At 67.0% G+C, this 26105-nt stretch carries 22 protein-coding genes; 11 read left to right on the top strand and 11 right to left on the bottom strand.

Features of this window, described 5'->3' with window-relative positions; translation table 11 throughout:
- Window positions 1-58 precede the first annotated feature (58 nt).
- Entirely contained in the window at window positions 59-415 is a 357-nt protein-coding gene (gene cpdR, locus DT343_RS15020) for a cell cycle two-component system response regulator CpdR (protein ID WP_017506825.1), read from the bottom strand.
- 112 nt (window positions 416-527) lie between these two features.
- Between cpdR and DT343_RS15015 the strand changes: the two genes are divergently transcribed.
- A complete protein-coding gene (locus DT343_RS15015) occupies window positions 528-1352 on the top strand; it encodes an N-formylglutamate amidohydrolase (protein ID WP_112863501.1) in 825 nt (274 codons plus the stop codon).
- A 262-nt stretch (window positions 1353-1614) separates the two neighbouring features.
- On the opposite strand, the gene DT343_RS15010 is transcribed toward DT343_RS15015, so the two are convergent.
- Window positions 1615-2358: a DUF599 domain-containing protein gene (locus DT343_RS15010; RefSeq protein WP_258522593.1), complete on the bottom strand. Its 744-nt coding sequence runs from the start codon at window positions 2356-2358 to the stop codon at window positions 1615-1617.
- A gap of 80 nt (window positions 2359-2438) precedes the next feature.
- On the opposite strand from DT343_RS15010, the gene ppa reads away from it, so the two are divergent.
- Window positions 2439-2999, top strand: coding sequence for an inorganic diphosphatase (gene ppa / locus DT343_RS15005; protein WP_066552596.1), 561 nt, complete (start codon window positions 2439-2441; stop codon window positions 2997-2999).
- 65 nt (window positions 3000-3064) lie between these two features.
- On the opposite strand, the gene DT343_RS15000 is transcribed toward ppa, so the two are convergent.
- Window positions 3065-3616 (bottom strand): GNAT family N-acetyltransferase, encoded by a 552-nt coding sequence (locus tag DT343_RS15000; RefSeq protein ID WP_112863500.1) that lies wholly within the window; start codon window positions 3614-3616, stop codon window positions 3065-3067.
- Window positions 3617-3754: 138 nt separating this feature from the next.
- On the opposite strand from DT343_RS15000, the gene DT343_RS14995 reads away from it, so the two are divergent.
- Both DT343_RS14995 and hslU read left to right on the top strand, forming a co-directional pair.
- A complete protein-coding gene (locus DT343_RS14995; RefSeq protein ID WP_112863499.1) occupies window positions 3755-4738 on the top strand; it encodes a DUF2268 domain-containing putative Zn-dependent protease in 984 nt (327 codons plus the stop codon).
- 90 nt (window positions 4739-4828) lie between these two features.
- Window positions 4829-6130: an ATP-dependent protease ATPase subunit HslU gene (hslU, locus tag DT343_RS14990; protein WP_112863498.1), complete on the top strand. Its 1302-nt coding sequence runs from the start codon at window positions 4829-4831 to the stop codon at window positions 6128-6130.
- On the opposite strand, the gene DT343_RS14985 is transcribed toward hslU, so the two are convergent.
- Window positions 6120-7424 (bottom strand): YihY/virulence factor BrkB family protein, encoded by a 1305-nt coding sequence (locus DT343_RS14985; protein ID WP_258522592.1) that lies wholly within the window; start codon window positions 7422-7424, stop codon window positions 6120-6122. The two genes, hslU and DT343_RS14985, sit on opposite strands and share 11 nt — an antisense overlap.
- A gap of 62 nt (window positions 7425-7486) precedes the next feature.
- Here DT343_RS14985 and prmC point away from each other — a divergent pair, with 62 nt between their 5' ends.
- Window positions 7487-8398, top strand: coding sequence for a peptide chain release factor N(5)-glutamine methyltransferase (prmC, locus tag DT343_RS14980; protein WP_112863497.1), 912 nt, complete (start codon window positions 7487-7489; stop codon window positions 8396-8398).
- A gap of 393 nt (window positions 8399-8791) precedes the next feature.
- Here prmC and DT343_RS14975 read toward each other — a convergent pair whose 3' ends face one another.
- Window positions 8792-9130 (bottom strand): GIY-YIG nuclease family protein, encoded by a 339-nt coding sequence (locus tag DT343_RS14975; RefSeq protein ID WP_112863496.1) that lies wholly within the window; start codon window positions 9128-9130, stop codon window positions 8792-8794.
- 851 nt (window positions 9131-9981) lie between these two features.
- Here DT343_RS14975 and DT343_RS14965 point away from each other — a divergent pair.
- A complete protein-coding gene (locus tag DT343_RS14965; RefSeq protein WP_146756769.1) occupies window positions 9982-10494 on the top strand; it encodes a hypothetical protein in 513 nt (170 codons plus the stop codon).
- Window positions 10495-10519: 25 nt separating this feature from the next.
- Here DT343_RS14965 and clpB read toward each other — a convergent pair whose 3' ends face one another.
- Entirely contained in the window at window positions 10520-13108 is a 2589-nt protein-coding gene (gene clpB / locus DT343_RS14960) for an ATP-dependent chaperone ClpB (RefSeq protein WP_112863494.1), read from the bottom strand.
- A gap of 173 nt (window positions 13109-13281) precedes the next feature.
- Between clpB and DT343_RS14955 the strand changes: the two genes are divergently transcribed.
- Window positions 13282-13923 carry a LysE family translocator gene (locus DT343_RS14955; RefSeq protein ID WP_258522591.1) on the top strand — a complete coding sequence of 214 codons (642 nt, stop codon included), beginning with the start codon at window positions 13282-13284 and terminating at the stop codon, window positions 13921-13923.
- A 31-nt stretch (window positions 13924-13954) separates the two neighbouring features.
- Here DT343_RS14955 and DT343_RS14950 read toward each other — a convergent pair whose 3' ends face one another.
- On the bottom strand, window positions 13955-16255 hold the full coding sequence (locus tag DT343_RS14950) for an outer membrane beta-barrel family protein (RefSeq protein ID WP_220116733.1): 2301 nt from the start codon (window positions 16253-16255) through the stop codon (window positions 13955-13957).
- 160 nt (window positions 16256-16415) lie between these two features.
- Here DT343_RS14950 and DT343_RS14945 point away from each other — a divergent pair, with 160 nt between their 5' ends.
- From DT343_RS14945 to DT343_RS14935, 3 genes are all read left to right on the top strand, one after another.
- On the top strand, window positions 16416-18317 hold the full coding sequence (locus DT343_RS14945; RefSeq protein ID WP_112863492.1) for a BCCT family transporter: 1902 nt from the start codon (window positions 16416-16418) through the stop codon (window positions 18315-18317).
- 46 nt (window positions 18318-18363) lie between these two features.
- Complete coding sequence (locus tag DT343_RS14940; protein ID WP_112863491.1) at window positions 18364-20016, top strand: serine hydrolase; 1653 nt, start codon at window positions 18364-18366, stop codon at window positions 20014-20016.
- Window positions 20017-20105: 89 nt separating this feature from the next.
- Complete coding sequence (locus tag DT343_RS14935; RefSeq protein WP_112863490.1) at window positions 20106-20582, top strand: hypothetical protein; 477 nt, start codon at window positions 20106-20108, stop codon at window positions 20580-20582.
- On the opposite strand, the gene DT343_RS14930 is transcribed toward DT343_RS14935, so the two are convergent.
- From DT343_RS14930 to DT343_RS14915, 4 genes are all read right to left on the bottom strand, one after another.
- Window positions 20579-21319 (bottom strand): DUF4893 domain-containing protein, encoded by a 741-nt coding sequence (locus DT343_RS14930; RefSeq protein ID WP_220116732.1) that lies wholly within the window; start codon window positions 21317-21319, stop codon window positions 20579-20581. The two genes, DT343_RS14935 and DT343_RS14930, sit on opposite strands and share 4 nt — an antisense overlap.
- 60 nt (window positions 21320-21379) lie before the next feature.
- Window positions 21380-22054, bottom strand: a complete 675-nt coding sequence (locus DT343_RS14925) for a DUF4893 domain-containing protein (RefSeq protein WP_112863488.1) — start codon at window positions 22052-22054, stop codon at window positions 21380-21382.
- Between the two features lie 45 nt (window positions 22055-22099).
- Window positions 22100-23422 carry a hybrid sensor histidine kinase/response regulator gene (locus tag DT343_RS14920; protein ID WP_181669205.1) on the bottom strand — a complete coding sequence of 441 codons (1323 nt, stop codon included), beginning with the start codon at window positions 23420-23422 and terminating at the stop codon, window positions 22100-22102.
- 71 nt (window positions 23423-23493) lie between these two features.
- Window positions 23494-24513 carry a DUF4167 domain-containing protein gene (locus DT343_RS14915; protein WP_112863486.1) on the bottom strand — a complete coding sequence of 340 codons (1020 nt, stop codon included), beginning with the start codon at window positions 24511-24513 and terminating at the stop codon, window positions 23494-23496.
- A 353-nt stretch (window positions 24514-24866) separates the two neighbouring features.
- Between DT343_RS14915 and DT343_RS14910 the strand changes: the two genes are divergently transcribed.
- Complete coding sequence (locus DT343_RS14910; RefSeq protein WP_112863485.1) at window positions 24867-26099, top strand: NAD-dependent epimerase/dehydratase family protein; 1233 nt, start codon at window positions 24867-24869, stop codon at window positions 26097-26099.
- Window positions 26100-26105: the final 6 nt, after the last annotated feature.

The raw sequence follows: 26105 nt of genomic DNA, 5'->3' as shown, positions 1-26105 counted from the left end.
TTAACGGCAAGAATGCGATTTCTCGCCAAACGCCGCTCGGCCCAGTCGCAGCGAAGGTTCAGGCGGCGACCATCCGCTCGACCTCATTGACCAGATCACGCAGGTGGACGGGCTTTGACAACACCTTGGCGTCCGGCGTGGCCTGCGCGGCGGTCAGGGCCACGGCGGCGAAGCCGGTGATGAACATGATGCGCAGGCCGGGTTGGCGGGCGGCGGCGACGCGGGCGACCTCGATCCCGTCCGCGCCCGGCATGACGATGTCGGTCAGCAGCAGGTCGTAGGGACCGTGTTCCAGGGCGTCGATCGCGTCGTCGCCGTTCTCGCAGTCGATGACCTGGTGGCCTGCCCGCTCCAGCGCGCGCGTCAGAAATCCGCGCAACGAACCGTCGTCTTCGGCCAGGAGAATACGCGCCATTCGAGAAACACCCTTGAAACAGACCGCAAACCTAGAGCCCGAACGGTAAACCGCCGATGAAATTCGCCGATCAGCCGACTTCCTTCCACAGCGAAACGCGCTAAGCGGGGGCATGACCGACGGCGGCGACAGCTTTTCGATCACCGCCCCGGCGGCGGACGCGCCCGCGACGGCGCTGATCTTCGCCTCGCCCCACTCGGGCGACCTTTATCCCGACGACATGGGCGCGGTGCCGGACCTGCCGCGCGCCAGCCTGAAAAGCGCCGAGGACGCCCTGGTCGGGCGCTTGATCGAAGAGGGATCGCGCAGAGGAGCCGCGCTGATCGAAGGCCGGATCGGTCGGGCCTATGTCGATCTGAACCGTGATCCCTCTGAGCTTGACCCGGCCCTGATCGAGAATCTGGAGGGGCCGGTCGGGGCCAAGACGGCCGCCGGTTATGGCGTGATCCCGCGGCTGGCCGGCGACGGGACGCCGCTTTACGCGCGCCGGCTGACGCTGGCGGAGGCTCGACACCGCATCGCCAGGGTCCACGCCCCCTATCACCAAGCCTTGGGCGAACTGATGCAGGCGACGCGCGCGAGGCACGGGCGAGCCGTGTTGATCGACTGGCATTCGATGCCGACGCGCGCCGTCGGGGCCGAGGTCGTGCTGGGCGACCGTTACGGCTCGTCGTGCAGCGCACGGCTCAGCCGACGGCTGCGTGAGTTGTTCGAGGCCTTGGGCTGGCGCGTGGCGCAGAACCACCCCTACGCCGGCGGTTGGTCCACCCAACGCTGGGGCCGCCCGGACGAGGGCTATGAGGCCATCCAGATCGAACTGAGCCGCAAACTGTATCTGGACGAGACGACGCTGGCCCCCAACGCGACGTACGCCAAGACGCAAAAGGCCTTGTCGCGCGTGATCGCAGCCCTGTGCGCGGACGCGTGGTCGGCCTGAGTGATCGCTGATCAGATCAAAAAAAAGCCGCACCCGAGGGTGCGGCATTAAAAGTCTATAGGGAGGAAACGCCCAGGAAGGGCAAGACGCCCGGAGGCGTCAGAGGTCAACTTAGGTTGCGATGCACAATGGGTCAAGGCCAATGCAAGCCGCTGCGGTCACGCCTTGTTACGGAAATATGGCCCCGCCAAGCCAATGATGACGGCATTTTTAGACCGACCTTGGACGCGGCGTTCGTTTCGCAACTGCGTAATAGCGTTGATCAGTGTTCCAGCAACCGCCGTGCGTTGCGGATGGCGCGAGCGGCAGGCGACGCCTCCTGGCGGTAGATCAAAAGGCCGAACGACGAGGCGACACCCAGCGCCAGCCATAGCGGTCCGAACAGCCAGGCCGCCGCCGCCAGAGCGAAATAATAGCCGCGGACACCCTGACTGAAAGAACTGAGCGCCGGGTTCAGAAGCTGTCCCGCCGCCTCGCTGAAGGCCATGCGGTCGGTCTTGGTGTGGATTTCCGGCGCCGCGCCGATCAACGCCAGAGTGTAGTTCATCTGTCGCAGCGCCCAGATGAAATCCAGAAAGCCGCGCGCCAGGCAGATCAGCACCAGCGCCAGCTTGGCCTCCAGAATCTTCATCGGCACGTTTTCCGCCCCAACGGCCGCGAACCCCTGAAGCGCGCTTTCGCCGCCGAACAGAATGCCCGCCACCGCCGCGATCAACAGCAGGTTGGTCGAGGCGAAGAAGGACGCCGAGTTGATCGAATGGCCCATCAACTGACTGTCCACCAGCCGGATTTCGCGGTGAGCCATCGATTGCATCCAAACCGCGCGGACATGCACCATGTCCTCGTTCAACGAACCGCCCCTGCGGCTGATCAGCGACAGGATCGGGCTGTATCCGAGCCAGCAGATGAAGAAGAGCGCAAGCGCGGCCCAATCGGTCCAGGTCATGATCCAGATGTCCGCGATGATGCGCCGCGACGCAAGCCCGCCGAGGCCAGCGTTCGCCACATGTCGCCCTTGCCGTGACGGGCCGGGCAGCCTATCACCCTTCGCCTTTCAAAGTTTCGCAGTCGCAGCAAAGACCCGCCATGAACCTCGACGCCATTCCCGTCGGCCCGAACGCTCCCTGGGACATCAACGTCATCATCGAAATTCCGCAGGGCGGCCTGCCGGTGAAATACGAGATGGACAAGGCCTCGGGCGCGCTGTTCGTCGACCGCTTCCTACACACCGCCATGTACTATCCGGGCAACTACGGTTTCGTGCCGCACACCCTGTCGGACGACGGCGACCCCTGCGACGTGATCGTGCTGAACCCGACGCCTGTCGTTCCGGGCTGCGTCATCCGCTCGCGCCCCATCGGCGTGCTGAAGATGACGGACGAGGCCGGCGGCGACGAGAAGATCCTGGCCGTGCCGGTCGACAAGCTGAACCCCTACTACACCGAGATCGCCAGCTATCGTCAGCTGCCCGCCATCCTGATCGAGCAGATCGAGCACTTCTTCACCCGCTACAAGGACCTGGAGAAGGGCAAGTCGGTCAAGGTCGAGGGCTGGGGCGACGCCGGCGAGGCCGCCGACCTGATCGCCAAGGGCATGCAGGCCCACCAGGACAAGCTGGCCAAGAACAAGGCCGCCAACGCCGCCTGATCCGGGCGACAAGCGCTTGAAGCCTCAAGGCGTCCTCCGATCAGGGGACGCCTTTTTGCTGACCGTCAGGCTCGCCATTCGTGGCGCAGAAGGGCGTACTGACACGTGTTGACGTAGATGGGCTGGCCCGCGGCGTCGTTCACGAACGAGATGAACTCGCGGAACAGCCCTTCTCGCCGCATGCCCAGCCGTTCGCAAAGCCTCTGTGACGCCAAGTTGTCGTCCTCGACATAGGCGTACAGGCGACGGGCCGCCTTGTCCTTGAACAGATGGTCGACCAGGGCGCGGGCCGCTTCGGACGCATAGCCGGCGCCCCCATAGGCGCTGTTGAAGTTCCAGCCGATGGACCAGGTGTCCGGCGCCTCGAACATTGCGAAGACATCACCGATGACATGGCCGTCGGCCTTGGACTGGACGGCGATATACTCGCCCTCGGCTGCGCGCTTGAGAACTTCCGCCTCGGCCGCCGCCATGTCCTGAAGCGCCATGGCGGCGAAACAGGCGGCGCGCGGTTGGTGAAGATAGGCGAACAGGTCGGCGGCGTCGCCCGCCGCGAAACGGCGCAGGATCAGTCGGTCGGTTTCCAACGGCGTCAGGGCGAGTTTGGGCGTTTCCATTCCGGAAGCCATAGCGCAGGAACGGCGCGAGGGCATGGCGGCATGACGCCTCCAGTCCGCCCGATGATTACGGCGATTTCATTTGAGCCAAGGCCACGCTTGCGCCCCCATGCCGCCCCGTCAGCCGGAGACCTGTCTATGCGCCACATTCTGTCCGCCGCCGCCGCAACGATCGTCTGCCTGCTGTCGGCGCCAGCTGTGACCCAGTCGCCGGACCCCGTCCCTCAGGTGCGGGTGGTGGACAGCGACATCGCGCGGTTCTGGAGCGCCTATGACGCCGTGCGCACCGAAGCCGATCCCGCCCGTCAACGCGACCTGTTCCAGCGGATGTACATCGACCAGGGCACGCCGGGTCTGGCGGCCTTCATGGAGGCCAAGGCCTATACGGTCGACACCTATCTGGATGCGATCCGAGACTATCCCGCCTATTGGGACACGGTGCGGCCGCGAACCGCCTTGGCTGGTCAGGCGCTGGACAGGCTGGAGGTTCATCTGGCGCGACTGCGCGAACTGTATCCCGATCTGCGACCCGCCGGCGTGTATTTCGAAGTCGGCGCCCTGCGTTCGGCGGGAACGACCCAGGGCGACAAGGTGCTGATCGGCGTGGAGATGGCCACCGGCGACGCCAGCGTGGACCTGTCGCAGATGCCGCCCAATCTGAAACGGTTCTTCACCACCTATTTCGCCAGCGATCCGTTGGAGAACCTGGATTTGCTGGCGACCCACGAGGTCGTCCACACCCAGCAACAGCGCGAACGCCAGACCCTGCTGGCTCAGGTCGTCTATGAGGGCGTCGCCGATTTCGTGGCCGAAAAAGCGACCGGGCGGCTGCCGAAACTGCCGTACGTGACCTACGGCCCGGCCAACGATGCGGCGATCAAGACGGCCTTCCGCGCCGACATGAACGGCGAGGACTTCAGCGGCTGGCTGTACAACGGGGCGAACAACCGCTTCGGGACGGCCGACCTGGGCTATTACGTCGGCTACGCCATCGCCAGCGGCTACTACGACCGCGCGCCGGACAAGGCGGCCGCGATCAAGGCGATGCTGGAGCTGGACTACGCCGATCAGGCTGCGGTTCAGGCCTTCGTCGACGCCTCGGCCTATCTGGATGCGTCCTGACGCTGGCGACGCGTCGGTCATGAAGAAATCGGACGCGCCGCGACGCGCTGCCCTCTCCCGCAACGGTTCGGCCTCTCCTATCTGCGTCGCATGACCGAACTGACCCCCCGCGAGATCGTCTCCGAACTGGATCGCTATATCGTCGGCCAGAACGACGCCAAGCGCGCCGTCGCCGTCGCCCTGAGGAACCGCTGGCGCAGGAAGCGCGTGCCCGCCGACCTGCGCGACGAGGTGACGCCCAAGAACATCCTGATGATCGGCCCGACCGGCGTCGGCAAGACCGAGATCGCGCGTCGGCTGGCGCGGCTGGCCGGCTCGCCCTTCCTGAAGGTCGAGGCGACCAAGTTCACCGAGGTGGGCTATGTCGGCCGCGACGTGGATCAAATCGTGCGCGACCTGGTCGAAAGCGCGCTGATCATGGTGCGCGAGCGCCGGCGCGGCGACGTGCGGGCCAAGGCGGAGGCCGCTGCCGAGGACCGGATCCTGGACGCCCTGGTCGGACCGGGCGCGGGGCCCGCGACGCGCGACAGTTTTCGAAAGAAGCTGCGCGCCGGAGAGCTGGACGACAAGGAGATCGAGATCTCGCTGGCGGACACCGCCTCGCCGATCCAGGGCCTGGACATTCCGGGCGGCGGCAACGTCGGCCTGCTGAACCTGTCGGAGATGCTGGGCAAGATGGGCGGCGGGCGCACCAAGACCGTCAAGCTGGCGGTACGCGATGCGACGACGCCCCTGATCGCCGAAGAGGGCGACAAGCTGCTGGATCAGGACAGCCTGACGCAGGAAGCGCTGAAACTGGCCGAGAACGAGGGCATCGTCTTCCTGGACGAGATCGACAAGGTTGCGGCCCGGCAAGGCGCATCCGGCGCGGACGTGTCGCGTGAGGGGGTGCAGCGCGACTTGCTGCCTTTGATCGAAGGCACCACGGTCTCGACCAAATACGGGCCGGTGAAGACCGACCATGTGCTGTTCATCGCCTCGGGCGCCTTCCATGTCGCCAAGCCCTCGGACCTGCTGCCCGAGCTTCAGGGACGGTTGCCGATCCGGGTCGAGCTGAAGGCTCTAACGCGCGACGACTTCAAGCGCATCCTGACCGAGCCGGAAGCCAATCTGATCCGTCAGAACCAGGCCTTGCTGGCGACCGAGGACGTGACCCTGACCTTCACCGACGATGCAGTCGAGGCGATGGCCGATGCGGCGGTGGCGGCCAACAGCGCGGTCGAGAACATCGGCGCGCGCCGTCTTCAGACCGTGATGGAGCGGGTGCTGGAGGAGACCAGCTTCAAGGCCTCGGATCTGTCGGGCCAGACCGTGACCTTCGACGGCGATGCGGTGCGCGAGAAGATGGACGCCCTGACCAAGGACGTCGATCTGAGCCGCTTCATTCTGTAGCGACGCGCTCGGCGGCCTTGCGGTTCTGGCGGCCGCGCAAGCGGTCCGCCACCCGCTCGGCCTGGCGCTGGGTGAAGGCGAGAGCGGCGGGGTTGCCGCGGCGGGCGCCGACGCTGTCGGCGACCTTGGCGCCCCGCTCGCCCATCGGCATGGGCAGGCCGGTCGTGGTGTCCACGGCGGTCTGATGCTCGATCTCGGCGTTCAGCTCGGCGCCCATCAGGATCACCTGCACCGACAGCCAGGTCCACAGCAGGAAACCCATCATGGCCGCCAGCGGGCCGTAGCTGTCGGTCCGCACGAAGTTGGACAGATACCAGCTGAACAGGAAGGAGACGGTCAGGCTGAGCACCGCCGCGAAGATCGCGCCCGGCGTGACCCAGCGCCAGCGCGCGCGCTGACGGCAGGGGCCATAGCGGTAGATGACGGTCAGGGCCGCGATATAGCCCGCCAGCAGCAGCGGCCAGCGCAGCGGCGCGATCAGGCCCCACTCCTCCTCCAGCCCGAACAGCCGCACCACCACCGGCACGCCGACGACCAGCACCGAGGTCAGCATTACGGCGACGATGGCCCCGACGGTGAAGACCATGCAGATCAGGTTGTAGCGCACGATGTTGCGCTTCTCGACCTCGTGGTAGGCGACGTTCAGGCCGTAGAACAACACCTTGACGGCCCCGTTGGCGGTCCACAGCGACAGGGCCAGGGTCCAGATCAGGGTGAAGGTCAGCTGGCTGTTGGAGTTGGCCGCCAGCCGCTGCATCTCGCCGCCCAGGAACTCGGCGATGCTGCTCGGCAGGAGCGCGTAGAGGAACTGCAGCCGGGCCCAGGCGTCGGCCGGATCGGCGAACAGGCCGTAGAGGGTCACGAACGTCCCCAAGAGCGGGAATAGCGACAGCAGGGTGAAGAAGGTCACACCGCCGGCGACGAAGCCGACCCGGTCGCCGAAATAGGACCCGCCGGTGCGCCAGGCGATGTCGACCCAGCCCTTGTGCGGGATGTGCTCGGGGCGCTTGGCCATGCGCCCGCGACCGGGCTCCTTGGCCTCATAGTCCTCGGGCGTGGGGACCTTGGGCGGCAGGGGCTCGGGGCGGGGGGCGCGCAGCTCGACCCCGACCTTGTGCCCCTGGCTGTAGAGCAGGTGGGCGGCGCCGGCGCCGGCGGCCAAACCCCCGGCGGCGGCGGCCAGGAACTTCCACACCCGGCCGCGCTCGACCGGCATGGGCGTCCGGGCGAACAGGTTGCGAAGCGGGGCGAGGCGGGAGGGGCGGCGCGCAGTCATCCCGACGCGAACGGTCAAGCTGACCTCCTGTTCCTCCCGTCGCGCTTGAAATCGGCGCCGGGCCGGGCCAATCAACGCCCATGACCGACCCCATCACGCCCAAGTCCGCTGCCGACGCCCCGACCCTGCTGACCGCCTGGAAGGCGGCGCAGGCCCGGCTGAAGACCGGCCGCATCGACAGCCCCGCCATCGACGCCCGCCTGCTGCTGGAGGCCGCCGCCGGCGCCAGCCGCATGGACATCCTGACCGACCCCTATCGGCCCATCACCGCCGACCAGCTGAGCGCCTATGAGGCCATGGTCGAGCGCCGGCTGAAGCGCGAGCCCGTCTCGCGCATCGTCGGCAAGAAGGGCTTCTGGAAGATCATGCTGAACGTCACCCCCGACGTCCTCAGCCCGCGCCCCGACACCGAGACCCTGATGGACGTGTCCATGCTGGCCTTCGGCAAGACCGAGGCCTTCGACGCCATCGACCTGGGCACCGGTTCGGGCGCGATCCTCTTGGCGCTTCTGGCCGAGCGGCCGGCCGCGCGCGGGGTCGGCACCGACATCTCGTCCGAGGCCCTGGCGGTGGCCAAGGAGAACGCCGCCAACCTGGACCTGAACGACCGCGCCACCTTCCTGCGCACGGAATGGGCCGCGGGCTTCGGCGACGCCAGCTTCGACCTGGTGCTGTCCAACCCGCCCTATATCCCGACCGACCATATCGCGACCCTGGACCCGGAGGTCCGCGACCACGACCCGCACCTGGCCCTGGACGGCGGGCCGGACGGCCTGCAGGCTTACCGCGACCTGGCGCCCGAGGTGAAACGCATCCTGAAGCCGCTGGGCGTCTTCGCCGTCGAGATCGGCTTTGACCAGGGCCCGCAGGTCAAGGAACTGTTCGAGGCCGCCGGCTTCACCGACGTGAAGATCATCAAGGACCTGGGCGAACGCGACCGCGTCGTCACCAACGGCCCGGACCCGCGCACCAATCCGATCCCGCAGGACTGACCGACTTCAGACGGTCGGCGGACAAAAACACCGTCTAATTCGTCTAATTCGTCTGATCTGGCCCTCCCCGGCCTTGCGATGCGTCCCCTGCGGACGAACCGAGACAGGATCGCACGGTTTGGGGGTGTGGGCAGGAGGATGACGCTGGCGGCTTGCAGGGTGTTGGAATCGTTGGCGGGACCCATCTCGATTAAGACGGCTACCTCTTATTTCGTCATCCTCCGGCAAGCCGCGCCTCCGCGGCGCAGACCGGGGGACCCAGCGGCGCCGAAGGCGATCCGCCCGCATCGCGATGTTTGAACACCGCGTCCGCGACAGGTTCGCGCTCGCGGGCGCCGCTGGGTCCCCCGGTCTCCCCTCGCTTGCGCAAGGGTCGCCGGAGGATGACGAAAGCTAATCTTCAACCGGCGGTCGCCAGTTCGGATCGTTCACCGGATACCAGTCCTCGGCCAGATCCCGCCATTCCGGGTTCTCCGCCTCGATCAGCTTCAACTTCCAGTCCCGCAGCCACTTCTTGATCCGCTTCTCGCGCGCGATGGCCTCGACCACCCAGGCGTGCCGCTCGAACCAGACCAACCGCGTGCACCCATGCGCCGCTGAGAAGCCATCGAACACGCCGCTGCGATGCTTCCAGACCCGCGCCTCCAGGTTCGCCGTCATGCCGGTATAGAGCGTGCCGTTGCGCCCGCTGGCCATGATGTAGGTCGCGATGAACGTCCGATGCGTCGGCATGGACACAACCTAGGCCATACACTCTCTTTCGTCATCCACGTCCCCCTCCCTTTCGTCATCCTCCGGCGACCCCCGCGAAAGCGGGGGGAGACCGGGGGACCCAGCGGCGCGCGGGAGCGCGACCCTGTCGCGGACCAGGTCTTCCCGCATCGTGCGGCGGATAGATTTCGCCTAAGGCGCCGCTGGGTCCCCCGGTCTGCGCCGCGAAGACGCGGCTTGCCGGAGGATGACGAAAGGGAGGGAACTGGACATCGCCACCGCCGACACCACAACCTTCGCTGTATGGCCTCACCATCTCGAATCGGCAATGTTCTAGTTTCGTTCGAAAGAGGCGATCATGGGTTGAAATATAGGCCAAGGCTTTAGACAAGGCACCGTTCGCGGACGCACTCAGTTCCAGCAGCCGAACGGCGACTGGCAAAAGCGCGACGAAGGCAATGGTAAGTTCATGGAGCGGAAATCGTCTCCGGGACCGTTCAAGGGCGTCGCGAAGGAGCCGGACGGCCGCGACACTAAGAACTCATAAGCGGTCCCACCGGAAAACCCGCTCCTCCTTTCGTCATCCTCCGGGCCGCGAAGCGGAACCGGGGGACCCAGCGGCGCGCGTGAGCGCGAACCTGTCGCGGACCAGATGTTCCAGCATTTTGCGGCGGATGGATTTCGCCTGACGGCGCCGCTGGGTCACCCGGTCTGCGCCGCGAAGACGCGGCTTGCCGGAGGATGACGAAGAGGGAGGAAAGTCACTCCAATCCTCGTCTAGGGAAGTCTTCAGATCGATCGACGAACGGCGATACCGCATAGACGGCCAGCGAGAATCAGCCACCATAGGTTATAGGTTCAATAATTCCGGGTTGCTGGACATGGGTGCCGGATACAATTTTGCTCAGCTTCAGCAGGAAATTTTCAACCGCAGTTCGGAGAAGGTTGACTGGACCCTCTGTAAGAATGAGTGGCGGGTGCACGACATTTATCGAGTTGGTGAAGAGCAGGTCTGCCTCTGCGGACACCACCCCATCTTCCAAATTTGCGAACTCAAGAATGACGTCACCAGACAGCGCGCAGACGTGGGAAACGTCTGCGTTCAGAAATTTATCGGGCTAAAATCCAAAAGACTTTTCGCAGCTTTGAAGAGGGTAGAACTCGATCCGACACGTTCGCTGAACAAGGAGGCCTTGGAACTTTACACCCACTTGCGTGTCATCGGAGCTCAAGATGCGGAGGAATATCTGTCTTTCTACAGGAAGCGAAAAGGCGTTTCGGAGGATCAGATGAAGTTCAAAGTCGCCATCAACAAAAAGATAGTCGCTTATGCAGCTAAAAAGGCTGCAGATGCTGCAGCGGCCTACCGCGCATTGGGGAAATAGCCGCTGAAGCGATACTGGCGGGCGCTCAATGCACCCGCATCTTCCCGATCTCCAATCCGCCCTCGCCGGCGGTGACGGCGATCACGCCGCCGTCCTCGATCTCGCCGGCCAGGAGTTTGCGCGCGATCGGGTCGACCAGGTCCTTCTGGATGACGCGTTTCAGGGGTCGCGCGCCATAGGCGGGGTCGTAGCCGCGGTCGGCGAGCCAGGCCAGGGCGCTGTCGTCCAGGTCCAGGGTCAGGCGGCGGTCGGCGAGCAGCTTTTCGAAGCGTGACAGCTGGATGCGGACGATGCCGCCCATCTGGTCGCGGCCCAGACGGTGGAACAGGATGATCTCGTCGATCCGGTTCAGGAACTCGGGCCGGAAGTGGGCGCGCACCGCGTCCATGACGAAGGGGCGCACGGCCTCCACATCATCGCCCTCGCCCTGATCGGCCAGATACTGGCTGCCCAGGTTGGAGGTCATGATGATCAGGGTGTTCCTGAAATCGATGGTGCGGCCCTGGCCGTCGGTCAGGCGGCCGTCGTCGAGCACCTGCAGAAGCACGTTGAAGACGTCGGGGTGGGCCTTTTCGACCTCGTCGAACAGGACGACCTGATAGGGGCGACGACGCACGGCCTCGGTCAGGGCGCCGCCTTCGTCATAGCCGACATAGCCGGGAGGCGCGCCGATCAGGCGCGAGACGCTGTGTTTCTCCATATATTCCGACATATCCAGGCGGGTGATGGCCGCCTCGTCGTCGAACAGGAAGTCGGCCAGGGCCTTGGTCAGTTCGGTCTTGCCCACGCCGGTCGGGCCGAGGAACAGGAAGCTGCCCAGCGGACGGTTGGGGTCGTTCAGGCCGGCGCGGGCGCGGCGAACGGCGTCGGAGACGGCGGCCAGCGCCTCGTCCTGACCCACCACGCGACCGCCGAGCGCAGTCTCCATCTGGAGCAGTTTTTCGCGTTCGCCCTCCAGCATCTTGTCGACGGGCACGCCGGTCCAGCGGCTGACGACGGCGGCGATCTGTTCGGCGTCGACGACCTCGGGCGTCAGGGGGCCCTTTCCGGAGGTCTCATTGGCCTCGGCCTCTTCGAGCTGTTTTTCGATCTGGGGGATCTGGCCGTAGGCGATCTCTGACGCCCGGCCCAGGTCGCCGGCGCGCTGGGCGTTGGCGAGTTCCAGGCGCAGGCGGTCCAGGGTTTCGCGCAGCTGGGCGCCTTGGCCGACCTTGTCCTTTTCGGCCTTCCACTGGGTGGTCAGGTCGTCGGACTGGCCTTCCAGATCGGCGATCTCGTCCTCCAGCTTTTCCAGACGAAGTTGGGAGGCCTGGTCGGTCTCCTTCTTCAGGGCCTCGCGTTCGATCTTGAGCTGGACCAGGCGGCGGTCGATCTCGTCCAGGGCCTCGGGCTTGGAGTCCACGGCCATGCGCACGCGGCTGGCGGCCTCGTCGATCAGGTCGATGGCCTTGTCCGGCAGAAAGCGGTCGGTGATGTAGCGGTTCGACAACGTGGCGGCGGCGACGATGGCGCTGTCGGAAATGCGCACGCCGTGGTGGACCTCGTACTTCTCCTTCAGGCCGCGCAGGATGGAGACGGTGTCCTCCACCGTCGGTTCGGCGACGAAGACCGGCTGGAAGCGGCGGGCGAGCGCGGCGTCCTTTTCGACGTGCTTGCGATATTCATCCAGGGTCGTGGCGCCGACGCAGTGCAGCTCGCCGCGCGCCAGAGCAGGCTTCAGCAGGTTGGACGCGTCCATGGCGCCGTCGCCTTTGCCGGCGCCGACGAGGGTGTGCATTTCGTCGATGAACAGGATGATGCCCCCCTCGGCCGCAGAGACCTCGGACAAGACGGATTTCAGCCGCTCCTCGAACTCGCCGCGATACTTCGCGCCGGCGATCAGGCTGCCCATGTCCAGCGCCATGACGGTCTTGTCGCGCAGGGATTCGGGCACGTCGCCGTTGACGATGCGCAGGGCCAGGCCCTCGACGATGGCGGTCTTGCCGACGCCGGGTTCGCCGATCAGGACGGGGTTGTTCTTGGTGCGGCGGGCCAGGACCTGGATAGTGCGGCGGATCTCTTCGTCACGGCCGATGACCGGATCGATCTTGCCGTCGCGGGCGGCCAGGGTCAGGTCGCGGGCGTAGCGTTTCAGGGCGTCGTAGCCGTCCTCGGCGCCGGCGCTATCGGCGGTCTTGCCCTTGCGCACCTCAGCGATGGCGGCCTCCAGCTTGTCGGCCGTGACGCCCGAAGCCTTCAGCACCTCGGCGGCGACCCCGCCTTCCTTGGCCAGCGCGGCGAGCAGCCGTTCGGTGGTGACGAAGGCGTCGCCGGCGGTCTTGGAGGCCTCTTCGGCAACGGCGAAGACGCGTGCGGTGTCGCCGTCCAGATAGAGCTGGCCCGAGCCGCCGGTGACCTGGGCGCGCTTCTTCAGCGCGGTTTCGACATCGGCCTCGGCGCGTCGGGCGTCGCCGCCGGCGGCGGTGATCAGGTTGCGGGCCAGGCCGTCGCGTTCCTCCAGCAGCACCTTGAGCAGATGCTCGGGCGCGAACTGCTGGTGACGGCGGGCCAGGGCCAGCGACTGGGCCGACTGGACGGCCTGTTTGGCGCGGTCGGAATAGAGTTCGAGATTCATGGTTTCATTCCCCTCGGGAGGCGGATGGATTTCAGCGCACCCTCTGCTGAGCAGCGCGCCTTTGAGATCGAGGTGGGTGTGACGATCGGGTCACACAAGGGGTCCGCTGGGCGACTTTCGGGGCTGTTTGTTTCGCCGCCGCGCGCTTAGGCTCTGGCGAACAGGAGCGCCTCGTGATCGCCCATTCCGCCTGGCCCGTCGATCCGGCCGTCGTCGGCCCCTTTCTGATCGCCGTGGCGCTGATCGAGCTGACGCCGGGGCCGAATATGGGCTGGCTGGCGCTGGTCGCCCTGGCGCGGGGACGGCTGGCCGGTTTCGCGGCGGTGGCGGGGGTGACCCTTGGGCTGGCGGTGTGGATGCTGGCGGCCGCCTATGGGCTGACGGAGGTCTTTTCCGTCTGGCCGCCGCTGTATCAAGGCCTGCGCTGGGCGGGCGTGCTGTTTCTGCTGTGGCTGGCGTGGGAGGCCTGGCGCGCGCCGGCGATCGAGGCGGCGCCTACGCCGGACGCGCGCTCGCTGCGCGGCCTATTCGTGCGCGGCCTGATGGGCAATCTGCTGAACCCCAAGGCCGCGGTCTTCTATGTGGCGCTGCTGCCGACCTTCATGCGGCCGGACCACGGCGCGCCGCTGAGCCAGGCCCTGACGCTGGGGAGCCTGCATCTGGTGGTCGCCGTCCTGGTGCACAGCCTGATCGTGATCGGCGGCGCGGGCGCGGCGCGGCTGGCGCCCCAGATGCAGGGTCGCGCCCTGCGCGCGGTGATGGCCGGCGGACTGGTCGTGGTCGCCGCCTGGCTGGCCTGGGAGACGCGAACATGAGCCCGCGCCTCACAAGCCGGTCAACGCCTCGTCAGCCGCCGGTCGTCGGCCCCTGGAAGTCGAACTGTTCGGGGCGACGCTGCCCGCCGCCGAAGTTCCAGGTCAGGCCGATATAGGCCGCACGCCCGCCGAAGGTCTGCTCGGAACGGTCGCGGAAGGTCGGGGTCGTCAGGGTGGTGGTCGAGCCGAAGTCATCGAACAGGTCGCGCACCGTCATCTGCATCGACCAGGCATCGTTCAGCTTGCGGCGATAGCCCAGGTTGACCAGGGTCGACTGCTCGCGCACCCCTTGGGCCAGCAGTTGATCGCCGCTCCAGACGCCGGAGATCTGGACGAAGTCCTTGGGCGTCGGCTGCCAGTTCAGCGACAGGCGCCCCGAGACGGCGTCGCCCGAGCGATCCTGGGCCCCGACGATGCCGGCGGCGTCGATCTCCTGACGGTAGACGTTCAGGCTGGCGCTGTAGCGCAGGGTCGGCAGCAGCGGGCCGTTGGCGACCAGCTCAAGCCCGGTCGAGGTGCTGGCGCCCAGGTTCTCGGGCCGGGTCAGGAAGACGCCGTTGCCCAGGTCGACGGTCGTCTGGGTGAAGGCCTTGTTGGTGTCGCGGTAATAGAGGGTCGCCTGGTAGAAGGTCTGCTGGACGCGGCGCTGCCAGTTGAGCTCATACGAATCCGTCTCCTGCGGCTCCAGATCCGGGTTGCCCGAGCGATAGTTCTGCGGGTCGCCATAGGTGAGGAAGGGGTTCAGATCGGCCGGGCCGGGACGCTGGATGCGACGGCTGTAGCTGGCGCGCACGGTGTCCTTGTCGTTCAGCTTGTAGGACAGGTGGCCGGTCGGATAGGCGCGGAAATAATCCTGGGACGTCTTCACGCCGCTGGTGACCTGATTCAAATCCAGGTTCGTCTGTTCCAGGCGCAGGCCGAACTGGGCCGACAGTTTCTCGCTGAAGGGCTTCTCGTAGGTGACGTACAGGGCGTGGACGACCTGATCGACGTCGAAGCGGTTGGACACCAGCGGGTCGGGCGTCAGGGCCGCCTGGGTCGGACCGCGCGCGACGCGGTTGTCCAGCTCTAGCAGCGTGGCCTGCAGCTCATAGCCGAGGCGCAGCTTGCCGCCGTCCGACAGCGGCCGGACATAGGCGCTGGTGACGCCCCACTGGTCCTGATGGTTTTCGTTGGCGGTGGCCTCGATGAAGTTCGCGGCGACCGGGATCTGTTGATCGACGAAGCTGTCAGAGGTGAAGTTGAAGTTGTTGCGGTCGAAGCGGACCTCATTGGTCCATTCGTGGCCCTGGTCGTCGAAGCGACGCAGCACTCGCGCCGTGGCGCCCGAGAACTGACCCTTGAAGCGGCCGTCTCCGCTGCGGCGATAGGCCGAACCGATGCCGCCGGCCGCATTGTCGGCTTCGTACAGGGTGACGCCGTCGCCGCCTGCGTCGACGTCGGTGTGACGCAGTTCGCCGACCAGCTGGGTCTTGGCGTCCAGATCATATTGGGCGGACAGGCGGAGGTAGGCGCTGTCGGAGGCGCCGTCGATGTCCTGGCTCTGGCGCGACTCCAGGAAGCGGCCCGAGCCCGTGTCCAGACGTTCGCGCACGCGATTGGTTTCGGCAAGATAGCCGTCGTGACGGATGCCGACATCGGCCGTCAGGGTCGTTTTGCCGTTCACATGAGCGATGTTCGCGCCGATGTTGTAGCGGCCGCCGTCGCCGACATTGGCGCGGATCGAGCCGTTGGTGGTCTGGGTCGGGCGGACCGTGGTGGGCTTGGAGATCAGGTTGATGACGCCGCCCGAACCCTCGGGGCTGTAGGCCGCCGACGGATTGGTCATCACTTCGATGCGGGCATACTGCGCGGCCGGAATCTGCTGGATCATCTGGCCGCGGCTGGGGCCGTTGAACTGGGTCGCCGGGCGGCCGTCGATCAGGATCGTGACATTGGAATCGCCGCGCAGGCTGACGTTGCCATCGGGGTCGACCTCGACCGAGGGGATGTTGCGCAGGGCGTCGGCCAGGGTCCCGGTCGTGGCCTGAAGATCATTGGCCAGGCTGTAGCTGGTGGAATCGATAGAGGTGCGCACATCGGCGGCGCGGGCGTTGACGACCACGTCGCCGACGCTGGCGGGCTGCTGTTGCTGGGCCGGTTCGGTCGTCTGAGTGAGCGGCGCGGGCGTCTGCGCCGTCGTCGCCGCGGTTTGGGCGGCCGGCTGGCTCGTCGTCGCCGGCGGCGGGGTCTGCGAGGCGGTCTGGGACGAATTCTGGGATTGAGCCAGAGCGGCGCCGGGCAGGGCGACGGCGGCCGCACCCAGCATGAGAACGAGTTTGGAAGAGGTCATGCCCCGGCGATCCTGAAAGAGTGCGCGGGCGTCTGTTTGCGCCCGTCGATAAGCCTGACTATCGACGTTACTTTGAATCGCAAAGTTACATCTTCTTCATCGAGACGGCGCGGTTGTGGCCAAGCTGGGAACTGTCAGCTTCGCCATACGCTTTGACCCGATGCTGACCACGAAGATGAACCCCCGCGTGTTCTGGGGCGCGAGCGCCATCATCGCGCTGTTGCTGCTTGTCGCCATCGTCGCGCCGGGAGAATCCGACCGCCTGTTTCAGAGTGTTCAGGGCTGGGTGATCGACACCTTCGGCTGGCTCTATATCGCCTCGGTCGCCGCCTTCGTGGGGCTGGTGCTGGTGCTGGCGATCGGCCCCACGGGCGCGCTGAAGCTGGGGCCGGACGACGCCGAGCCAGACTTTCCCTATCTGTCCTGGCTGGCCATGCTGTTCGCCGCCGGCATGGGGATCGGCCTGATGTATTTCGGCGTCGCCGAGCCGGTCCAGCACTATATCAATCCGCCCGAGGGCGCCGGCCGCACCTTCGACGCCGCGCGTCAGGCCATGGGCATCACCTTCTTCCACTATGGAGCGCACGCCTGGTCGATCTATGCGCTGGTGGGCCTCAGCCTGGCCTTCTTCGCGCACCGCAAGGGTCTGCCGCTGACGCTGAGGTCAGGCCTGTCGCCCTTGCTGGGCAAGCGCGTCAACGGGCCGATCGGCGATGCGGTCGACATCTTCGCCATCTGGGGCACGGCGTTCGGCATCGCCACGTCTCTGGGTTTCGGCGTGTCGCAGATGAACAGCGGCCTGACCTATCTGCTGGGCATTCCCAACACGGCCTGGGTTCAGGTCGGGCTGATCGTCGTGGTCATGGCGGCGGCGACCGCCTCGGTCATGAGCGGGGTCGGCAAGGGGGTGCGCCGTCTGTCGGAGCTGAACCTGGTTCTGGCGGTGCTGCTGATGCTGTTCGTGCTGGTGGTCGGGCCGACCGGCTTCCTGTTCAAGGCCCTGGTCCAGAACTTCGGCTTCTACCTCAGCCATTTCGTCGAGCGGACCTTCACCCTCTACGCCTATGAGCCGCGCGCCTGGATGGCGGACTGGACCCTGTTCTACTGGGCCTGGTGGATCGCCTGGTCGCCTTTCGTTGGGATGTTCATCGCCCGGATTTCACGCGGGCGAACAGTGCGGGAGTTCCTGCTGAACGTGTTGCTGGTGCCGGCCGGCTTCACCTTCCTGTGGATGACCGTCTTCGGCAATACGGCGATCAGCCTGGACATGCGCCAGGCGGCGGGCGCGATTTCCAACGCCGTCTCGGCGGACCTGTCGACCGCCCTGTTCTACTTCCTGGAGCAACTGCCGGGCGCGGCCTTCACCTCGGGCCTGGCGATCCTGCTGGTGGCGGTCTTCTTCGTCACCTCCGCCGATTCGGGGGCCTTGGTGATCGACACCATCGCCTCCGGCGGCGCCGACGACACGCCGCGCTGGCAGCGGGTCTATTGGTGCCTGCTGCTGGGCCTGATCGCCGCGACCCTGCTGCTGGCGGGCGGGCTGGGCGCGCTGCAGGCTGCGACCTTAGCCGCCGCCCTGCCCTTCGTGCTGATCATGATCCTGCTATCGATCGGCCTGGTGCGCCAAATGAACGCCGACGTCGCCGGCCGCAGCCTCGAGACCGAGGGCCCTCCCCTGGCGCAGCAGCTGAAACGCATCCTGGCCCCGGCCAGCCGCAGCGACATCAACGATGAGATCGAGCGCCACGGCCTGCCTGCGCTTCAGACGGTTCACGCGGCCATGGAGGCCGAGGCGGCGGATTCCGAGATCGGGCGTGACGACGGCGTCGCCTGGCTGACGGTCAAACAGGGCGAACGCACCTTCATCTATCGCCTTGGCGCCCGCTCGCGTCCCCGTCCCGCCGTGACCCAGCGCGAGACGCGCGAAGGCCGACGTCTGCTGGAATGGCGACTGACCGCTCAGACCGGCCAAGGCGAACGCCCCCACGACATCACCGGCTTCACCCGCGACCAAATCGTCGCCGACGTGCTGGAAAAGCTTCAACGCTGGCGACTGGCCTAGACGACGAAGGGGCGCTAGCGTCCGGCGGTCTTCGCTGGAGTTCGCCATGTCCCCTCGTCTGTCGCGCCGCACCCTGTTTGCTTCCGGAGGCGCGGCGGCGCTGGCGGCGGGGCCGGTGTTCGCCCAAACGACAGCTCAGAGCACGCCGGCGAACGACGATGCGTCGCTGGCGGCGGCGGTGGACGCCTATGTGGCCAGGTGCATGGCGGCATGGCCGGATCAGCCTGCGCTGGGCGTCGCAGTGGTCAAGGACGGGGCGACCGTTCTGGCGCGCGGTTATGGCGTCAAGGTTCAGGGCAAGCCGGCGCGGGCCGATGAGCAGACCCTGTTCGCCATCGCCTCCAACACCAAGAACGTCACCGCCGCCGCCCTGGCCATCCTGGTTGACGAGGGCAAGGTGAAGTGGGACGAGCCGGTTCGGACCTATCTACCCGGCTTCACCCTGTCCGATCCCTATATCGGCGAACACATCACGGTGCGCGATACGCTGAGCCACCGGGCCGGGTTCGGCCTGGGCGCCGGCGACCTGCTGTTCTGGCCCAACTCGGACCGCACCCGCGCCGAGGTGCTGGCCCAAGCCGCCTTCGTGCCGATCGAGGACGGATTCCGCGCGCGCTATCACTACTGCAACCTGATGTTCGTGGTCGCGGGCGCGGTGCTGGAGGCCGTGTCGGGCCTGAGCTGGGAGGCCTTCATCCAGACCCGCATCCTGGACAAGGTCGGGATGACCGACACCGTGCCGCTGGCGCGTCTGGCGGATGCGTCCAAGTCCGCCCTGCCCCACGGCCGGGTTGGGCCGCCGCTGCGCTATCAGGGGGCGATGACGCCGATCGCCAAGTCCATCGTCGAGGTGTGGAACTGGGATTCGGCGGCGGCGGCGGGGGGCATCTGCACCACCCCTACCGACTGGGCCAAATGGATCGCCGTGCGGTTGAACGACGGCAAGCTGCCCGACGGGACACGGCTGTATTCCGAAGATGCGGCGCGCGAGATGTATCGCCCCAACATCATCGTCGGGTCGTCGGCCGGCCCGACGGCGGAACTGCCCAACCGCTCCATCGCCTCGACCTATGCGATGGGGCTGCAGGTTCAGGACTATCGCGGCGAGCGGATCGCCAGCCACGGCGGCGGCTCGCCCGGCGGCATTTCCGCCACGGTGCTGATCCCCGGCCGCAAGACCGGCTTCAGCGTCTTCTCCAACGGCGAGGAGAGCTTCCTGCTGCGCGCCCTGCGGTCCGGCATCACCGACATCTGCATGGGCAAGGTCGATGTGGACTGGATCGCGGACTCCAAGAAGCTGGAGGCCGAGGGCAATGCGAAATCCATCGCCGCCGCAGCCGAAATCGACGCCAAACAGGCGGCCGGCGCGCCCCCGTCCATGCCGCTGGAAGCCTACGCCGGCACCTGGCGCGACCCGTGGTACGGCGACATCGTCATTGCGCCAAAGAACGAGGGGCGCGGTCGCAATCGCAAGAGCGGCCTGTGGCTGAGCTTTACCCATACGCCCGCCCTGCAAGGCTGGCTGGAGCCGTATGACGGCGAGACCTTCCGCACCCGTTTCCCGGACAAGCGCGAGGAGGACGCCTTCGTCACCTTCTCGATCCTGACGGCCAAACCGGCGACCGCGACGGTGAAGGGGGTCAGCCCCGACATCGACTTCAGCTACGACTATCAGGACCTGAGGCTGACGCGCGTGTGACCTGGGACGACCCTGTGACCCAGGGTCGCAAACCGGAACGAGCCCGTCGCCCTAACGCTGTCTTCCCATCAATCGAAAGGGAGACCGTCATGTCCAAGACCCCAAACCCGCGCGCGCTGGATCGCGACGAGGCGGATATGGTCGAACAGACGAAGGCGCTGGCCGAGCGTTCGCCGGCGGAGCTGCGCGACCTGATCGGGCGGCTGCGTGCGCGGCGCGATCGAGTTCAGCGTCAGATCCGAGGGCGCGTTCGTGCGGGAGAGAGCGGCCCGGATGCGGGCGCGCGCGAGAAGAAGGCGCTGCTGACCCAAGCCATCGCCCGCGTCGCCGATGAGATGGACCGGCGTAAATCCGGCCCTAAATCCGGCGGCGCGGCCGCGACGGCGACCGAGAATCTGCGTGAGGCCGTTCGTCGCAAGGCCGAAAGCCCGACCTGGACCGGGCCGGACGATCGCACCGCCGATCTGGGGCCCAGCGAAACGCCGAACACCAAGATAGCCCCCTCCGGCGCGCTTCACGCCGAAGGGATGCGCGCGGCGATCAGCCGATCGACCGGCGCGCGCTAGCCGGTGATCTCGAGCAGCTCCAGCTTGGCTTCCTGTTTGGGCCACGGCAGGACCAGGCGCCAGCGGTTCTGGCCAATGCGTTCGATGACGCCGACCTGATCCCGCTCGGCGCTGTCGCCGTAGGCCGGATACCGGTTCTCGTCGGCGCCCCAGGCCTGGGCGCCGATGTAGACGCCGCGGCGGTCGGTGTCGGGGTAGATCAGACCCCGGGTCCGCTGCGAGCCCGTCAGCTTGGTCAGGATCAGGTCGCCGCCCGCCGTCATTTCGACCGTGCAGCGGAACCAGGGATATTCGACATAGGCCAGCCCCGAGCCGTTGCGGCTGCCCATCTTGATGGTGCGGCAGCGATAGTTCCCCTGACCAGGTTGGACGCGGCCGCTTTGCCCCGCATTGGGGTCGGCGAGGGGTCCCAAGGCCTCGACCTGACGCGAAAAGCCCCCCTCCTCGGCCTCGGCGCGAGCCATCCGCCAGGCCTGATCCAGCCGGCCCAGCAAGCTGGCGTCGACTGTGTTGGCGACCTTGCGCCAGTCGTCGGTCCCGCCCTGCATCCCCTCGGCGGGGGGCGTCTGAGGTTGCGGCGTCGCCGTCGCCTCAGGTGCGGCCTGGGCCGGCACACCGGGCGCGGGCGTGGTGACGGCGGGCGAGGCCTCGGTCGGAGCGGCGGGACTGTTGTCGCCACAGGCCGCCAGGGCGGTCGTGGTCATCAGGGCCAGAACGGCCAGAGGGGTGCGGCGCATCAGCGTCTCCATCGGTTGTCATGACCGAACGTGACAGGGCGCCCGAGGTTCAGCCGAACCTTAGCCGCGCGGCGCCGGGACCAGTTCGATCAGGTCCAGATTGGATTCGGTGTTGGGCCACGGCAGGACCAGCCGCCACCGCGCCTCGCCGATGCGTTGCAGGATGGCGACCAGATCGCGGTCGGGGTTGCGGCCATAGGTGTTGGCGGCGGGCTCCTGCGCCAAAGCGAGCGAACCGAGCATCACCATATGGCGGTCGTCTTCGGGAAAGAGCAGGCCGGAGGGGCGCTGCGAGCCGGTCAGCTTGGAGAACTTCAGGCCTTTCGGCGTCTGTTCGATGCGGCAGGCGAACCAGCCGTAGACGACATAGCCCAGCCCGTCCTCGCCCCCCTGGGTGCCCAGTTTGACGGTGCGGCAGCGATAGTCGCCGGGCGGCGGCGCGACGCCGGGACGGTCAGCCTTGGGGTCGATCAGATCGCCCAGGCTGTTCAGATCGCCGGAGCCGCGCTGACGCTTGGCCTGTTGGAGCGCCAGGGTCCAGGCGGCGTCGACGCGGCGATAGCGATCCCGGTCGGCCGAGGTGATGACGCCGCGCCAGTCCATCAGGGCGCCGGCCGCGCCGGGCGGCGGCGGGGGCGGCGGCGGCGGGGTCGAGGCGCAGGCGGCGACGGCGCACAGGGCCGCCAGCAGCGCCAGGCGGCGCACGAGCGTGCGGGACGAAATGAACAGACGCATCAACGCTTCCCTTGGGGGGCGACCTTACGGGCGAACTTAAGCCTCTTAGGCCCTCTGGCGCCCCTCGTCGTCAAGGCCGGGACAGGCCGAACCGTCGTCCAGTACATCGTTCAGCGCCGCGCCCAATGCAGCGAGATCCAGGGGCTTGGCCAGCCAGGCGTCGAAGCTCGCAGCGCGCCCACGCGCGCTGTCCCGAGGCGAGGCGGCGGCCGTCAGCGCCAGCACGGGGACGTGGCGCGTCAGGGGATCGACGTCCAGCCGCGCCTTGACCTCATAGCCGTCCATGTCGGGCAGACCGATGTCGAGCAGGATGACGTCGGGGCCGAGCGCGCGCGCCAGATCCAGCCCCTCCGCGCCTGTGGTCGCGGCATGCAGGGTCAGGCCGAGACCGCGCGCGACCTGACGCATCAGGGCGATGTTGGCGGCGTTGTCCTCGATATAGAGCGCCACTGCCGGTTTCGAGAGCGCGTCGACCGGCGTGACGCCAGGGGACGGCGCGGCAGGCACGTTGAGCGAGAAGACGGCGCCGCCTGATGGATCATTCTGCATCGCCAACGTCCCGCCCATCCGTTCGGCCAGGCGCTGGGCTGAGGCGACGCCCAGAGCTGTTCCGCCGCGCGCGTCCCGGCCGTCCAGAGGGCGAAACAGCCGCTCCGCCCCTTGGCCCTGCGGCCTTGATTTCGCGTCGTGGATGGCGAGGCGGATGTCATCGTCGACACGCGACAGCTCCATTCGCACGGTCCCGCCGGGCGACGAATGGCGAAGGGCGTTCTCGACCAGTCGACGCAGGAGGCGGCGGACCTTGCCCGCATCGGCCATGACGCACAGGCCGTGGGCGGCCGGCGGGCAGGCCAGAGCGACGCCGGCGTCTCGCGCCTGGGATTGCAGACCGTCGCAGACCTGACGCAGCGCCAGACGCAGATCGACGCGGTGGATCGCCTGAGCGCCGCCGCCGTCTTCGCACGTCATGAAGGCGTCCGTCTCTTCGATCAGCGCCAGCAGAACCCCGCCCGCAGCCTCGATCTGACCGACGGCCTGATCCTGTCGTGTCGACAGGGGATCGGTCTGATCGTTGAGGCGGAGAAGCTGGGTGAAGCCCAGGATGGTGGTCAGGGGCGTACGCAGCTCGCGACCCAGGGCCTGCATCACCTCGCCTCGCGTGCGCACGGCGGCGGTCAAACGTTCGACCTCGGCTTCGGCGGTCGACAGGTCCCGGCGCAGCCCTTGCGTCTGTCGGCCCAGGCGGGTTTCAAGCCGGGCGTTCTCACGCTTCAGCCGGGTCGCCGCCTCATCCGCGCGCAGCCACAGCCACACGCCCGAACAGGTCCCGGCAAGCGCCAGAGACAGGACCAGCAAGACGAAATCCATGACGCCCCTCCGACGCATCAGAATGACGCGCAAGAGTTGCGTTCAGGTAAACGTACCCGCTTGGGTTGTTATCAGTCTTCGCTGGCTGCGGCGGCTTCGGGCTTGCGACGCGGCGCTCGGCGACGCGGTGTCGCCTCGCCTTCGGCCTGCTCGGTCGGGGCCGACGACACCGGCGCGCGGGTCAGAAAGCCCGGCAAGGCGGTGGGGGCGTCGCCCTCGTCCGCCGCGACAGCAGCGGCGGTGCGGCGCGGTCGGCGTGCGGGACGCTCATCGGCAGCGGGCGCCTCTACGCTCGACGCTTCAGCGACAGGCGCATTGACGGGCGTCTCGACGACAGGCGCTTCGCTGACGGCTTCGGCGCGGTCGGCCTCGGCGTAGGCAGCGGCGGCGCCCTCAGCGCCGTCTTGGGCGCCATCCTGATTGTCGAAGCGGCGATTGCGTTCTTCGCGGCGACGCTCCCAGCGTTCGCGACGGCTTTCGCGACGACCGCCGCCCTCGCCCTCAGCGCGGACCTCGTCGCCCTCGCGCGGCTCGCGGGGTTCGCGCGGCTGCTGGCTGTCGCGGTTCTGGTCACGGTCACGGTTCTGATCGCGGTCGCGGTCGCGGTTGTCACGGTCCCGGTCCCGGTCGCGATTGTAGTCGCGGTCGCGGTTCTGATCGCGGTTCTGGTTCTGCTCGGCGCGTTCGGCGGCCTCTGCGGCCTGACGGTCGGCGGCCTGCTGTGCGGCGACGAAGGCGGCGGCCTGGGCGCCGGATTCGTCCTCGAAATCGATGTCGAAGCCCTGGTTGGACTGTTCGCGCGCGGCGATGTCCGAGAAGGACCGCTGCGGCTGGAGCGCGCGCAGGACGCGGTAATAGTGTTCGGCGTGCTGCTGATAGTTTTCGGCCAACACCCGGTCGCCGCTGGAGGCCGCATCGCGGGCCAGCTGCTGATAGCGCTCGTACACCGTCTGGGCGTTGCCCCGGACCTTGATGTTCTCGGGGCCTTGCGAATCCCACGAACGATTCGGATTGGCGTTGTTGGCGTTATTGGCGCCCGCCTTGTTCCGATTGCGTCCGCGCTGACGCTTCATGCCCTTGAAATCTCTCATTCGCGCTACCGTGTGCAGGGGCGGACCAACGCCTGAAGGCCGGTTCCGTCCGTTTCGTGGTTCCGTCTCGCTCGGGGCCGATCCCCGATTGTCGAACTGTCGGAATGCCTTGTCGCCCGCATGGTGCGCCGGTCCTTTCGGGACCGACCGTCATGGCCGGCTCAAGCCGCGAACAGCCGGGTATGCGCCCGTAAAGCTGCGATTGAGTGGGAGACGGCAGAGACTTAACCCGAGTGCGCGGCCTTTCCAAGCGATATTCGTCAATGCGTCGCACCGAACCTTGCACAGCGCCGCTTTGCCAAGCGCGACGGCTGGGCTAGGCATGACCTTTGAGACGACGACGAGGCTATCCCATGCGCGTGCTGGTTCTGGGCGGCGACGGTTTTTGCGGCTGGCCCACGGCCCTGCATCTGTCGGCCGAAGGGTGGGACGTGACAATCGTCGACAACCTGAGCCGCCGGAATATCGACAACGAGCTGGAGGTCCAGTCCCTGACGCCGATCCGCACCATGGGCGAGCGGATCAAGGCGTGGAAGGACGTGTCCGGCCGCGACATCGGCTTCGTCAACATGACGGTGGGCAAGGAGTTCGACCGCCTGGTCGCCCTGATCCGCGACTTCGCCCCCGACAGCGTCGTGCATTTCGCCGAGCAGCGGGCCGCCCCCTATTCGATGAAGTCGGCGCGGCACAAGCTGTACACCGTCGACAACAACATCAACGCCACCAACCATCTGCTGGCCGCCATCGTCGAAAGCGGCCTGGACGTCCACCTGGCGCACCTGGGGACGATGGGAGTCTATGGCTACGGCACGGCGGGCCTGCGCATTCCCGAGGGCTATCTGAAGGTGACGGTGGAGACCGACAACGGCCCCGCCGAGCAGGAAATCCTGTTCCCGCCCAATCCGGGCAGCATCTATCACATGACCAAGACGCAGGACGCCCTGCTGTTCCAGTTCTATGCCCGCAACGACAATCTGCGCATCACCGACCTGCACCAGGGCATCGTCTGGGGCACCCAGACCGAGCAGACCAAACAGGACGAACGACTGATCAACCGCTTCGACTATGACGGCGATTACGGCACGGTGCTGAACCGCTTTCTGATGCAGGCGGCGGTCGGTTATCCGCTGACGGTGCATGGATCGGGCGGCCAGACGCGGGCCTTCATCCATATTCAGGACACGGTGCGCTGCGTCGAACTGGCGCTAAAGAACCCGCCCAAACGCGGCGAGCGGGTCAAGATCCTGAACCAGATGACCGAGAGCCGCCGCGTGCGCGATCTGGCGGCCATGATCGCCGACAAGACCGGCGCCGAAATCCACAATGTCGCCAATCCGCGTCAGGAAGCCGACGAGAACGATCTCGTCGTCGCCAACGACCAGTTCCGAAATCTAGGGCTGAAGCCGATCACCCTGGCGCAGGGCCTGATGGACGAGGTCACGGACATCGCCCGCCGCTATGCCGACCGGGCCGATCTGGGTCGGGTGCCGTGCGTCTCCGCCTGGAACCAACGCCGGGCGGAGGCGCTGGAAAATGAGGCGCGACCGGCAGCCGACGCGCCGCCTTCCCAAGTTCTGACGGCCTGAGTTTCG

The sequence above is a fragment of the Brevundimonas vesicularis genome (assembly GCF_900445985.1).
Taxonomy (GTDB): domain Bacteria; phylum Pseudomonadota; class Alphaproteobacteria; order Caulobacterales; family Caulobacteraceae; genus Brevundimonas; species Brevundimonas vesicularis_D.
This window is presented reverse-complemented; position numbering and strand designations above follow the sequence as displayed.

Excerpts from the sequence above, each read along its gene's own strand:
- DT343_RS14940 (WP_112863491.1), top strand. The coding sequence starts at position 18,364 with ATGTCCCCTCGTCTGTCGCGCCGCACCCTGTTTGCTTCCGGAGGCGCG.
- DT343_RS14945 (WP_112863492.1), top strand. The coding sequence starts at position 16,416 with ATGCTGACCACGAAGATGAACCCCCGCGTGTTCTGGGGCGCGAGCGCC.
- hslU (WP_112863498.1), top strand. The coding sequence starts at position 4,829 with ATGACCGAACTGACCCCCCGCGAGATCGTCTCCGAACTGGATCGCTAT.
- DT343_RS14910 (WP_112863485.1), top strand. The coding sequence starts at position 24,867 with ATGCGCGTGCTGGTTCTGGGCGGCGACGGTTTTTGCGGCTGGCCCACG.
- DT343_RS15000 (WP_112863500.1), bottom strand. The coding sequence starts at position 3,616 with ATGGAAACGCCCAAACTCGCCCTGACGCCGTTGGAAACCGACCGACTG.
- DT343_RS14930 (WP_220116732.1), bottom strand. The coding sequence starts at position 21,319 with ATGCGCCGCACCCCTCTGGCCGTTCTGGCCCTGATGACCACGACCGCC.
- DT343_RS14925 (WP_112863488.1), bottom strand. The coding sequence starts at position 22,054 with ATGCGTCTGTTCATTTCGTCCCGCACGCTCGTGCGCCGCCTGGCGCTG.
- cpdR (WP_017506825.1), bottom strand. The coding sequence starts at position 415 with ATGGCGCGTATTCTCCTGGCCGAAGACGACGGTTCGTTGCGCGGATTT.
- DT343_RS14975 (WP_112863496.1), bottom strand. The coding sequence starts at position 9,130 with ATGCCGACGCATCGGACGTTCATCGCGACCTACATCATGGCCAGCGGG.
- ppa (WP_066552596.1), top strand. The coding sequence starts at position 2,439 with ATGAACCTCGACGCCATTCCCGTCGGCCCGAACGCTCCCTGGGACATC.
- DT343_RS14920 (WP_181669205.1), bottom strand. The coding sequence starts at position 23,422 with ATGGATTTCGTCTTGCTGGTCCTGTCTCTGGCGCTTGCCGGGACCTGT.
- prmC (WP_112863497.1), top strand. The coding sequence starts at position 7,487 with ATGACCGACCCCATCACGCCCAAGTCCGCTGCCGACGCCCCGACCCTG.
- DT343_RS15015 (WP_112863501.1), top strand. The coding sequence starts at position 528 with ATGACCGACGGCGGCGACAGCTTTTCGATCACCGCCCCGGCGGCGGAC.
- DT343_RS14995 (WP_112863499.1), top strand. The coding sequence starts at position 3,755 with ATGCGCCACATTCTGTCCGCCGCCGCCGCAACGATCGTCTGCCTGCTG.
- DT343_RS14915 (WP_112863486.1), bottom strand. The coding sequence starts at position 24,513 with ATGAGAGATTTCAAGGGCATGAAGCGTCAGCGCGGACGCAATCGGAAC.
- DT343_RS14950 (WP_220116733.1), bottom strand. The coding sequence starts at position 16,255 with ATGACCTCTTCCAAACTCGTTCTCATGCTGGGTGCGGCCGCCGTCGCC.
- clpB (WP_112863494.1), bottom strand. The coding sequence starts at position 13,108 with ATGAATCTCGAACTCTATTCCGACCGCGCCAAACAGGCCGTCCAGTCG.
- DT343_RS14935 (WP_112863490.1), top strand. The coding sequence starts at position 20,106 with ATGTCCAAGACCCCAAACCCGCGCGCGCTGGATCGCGACGAGGCGGAT.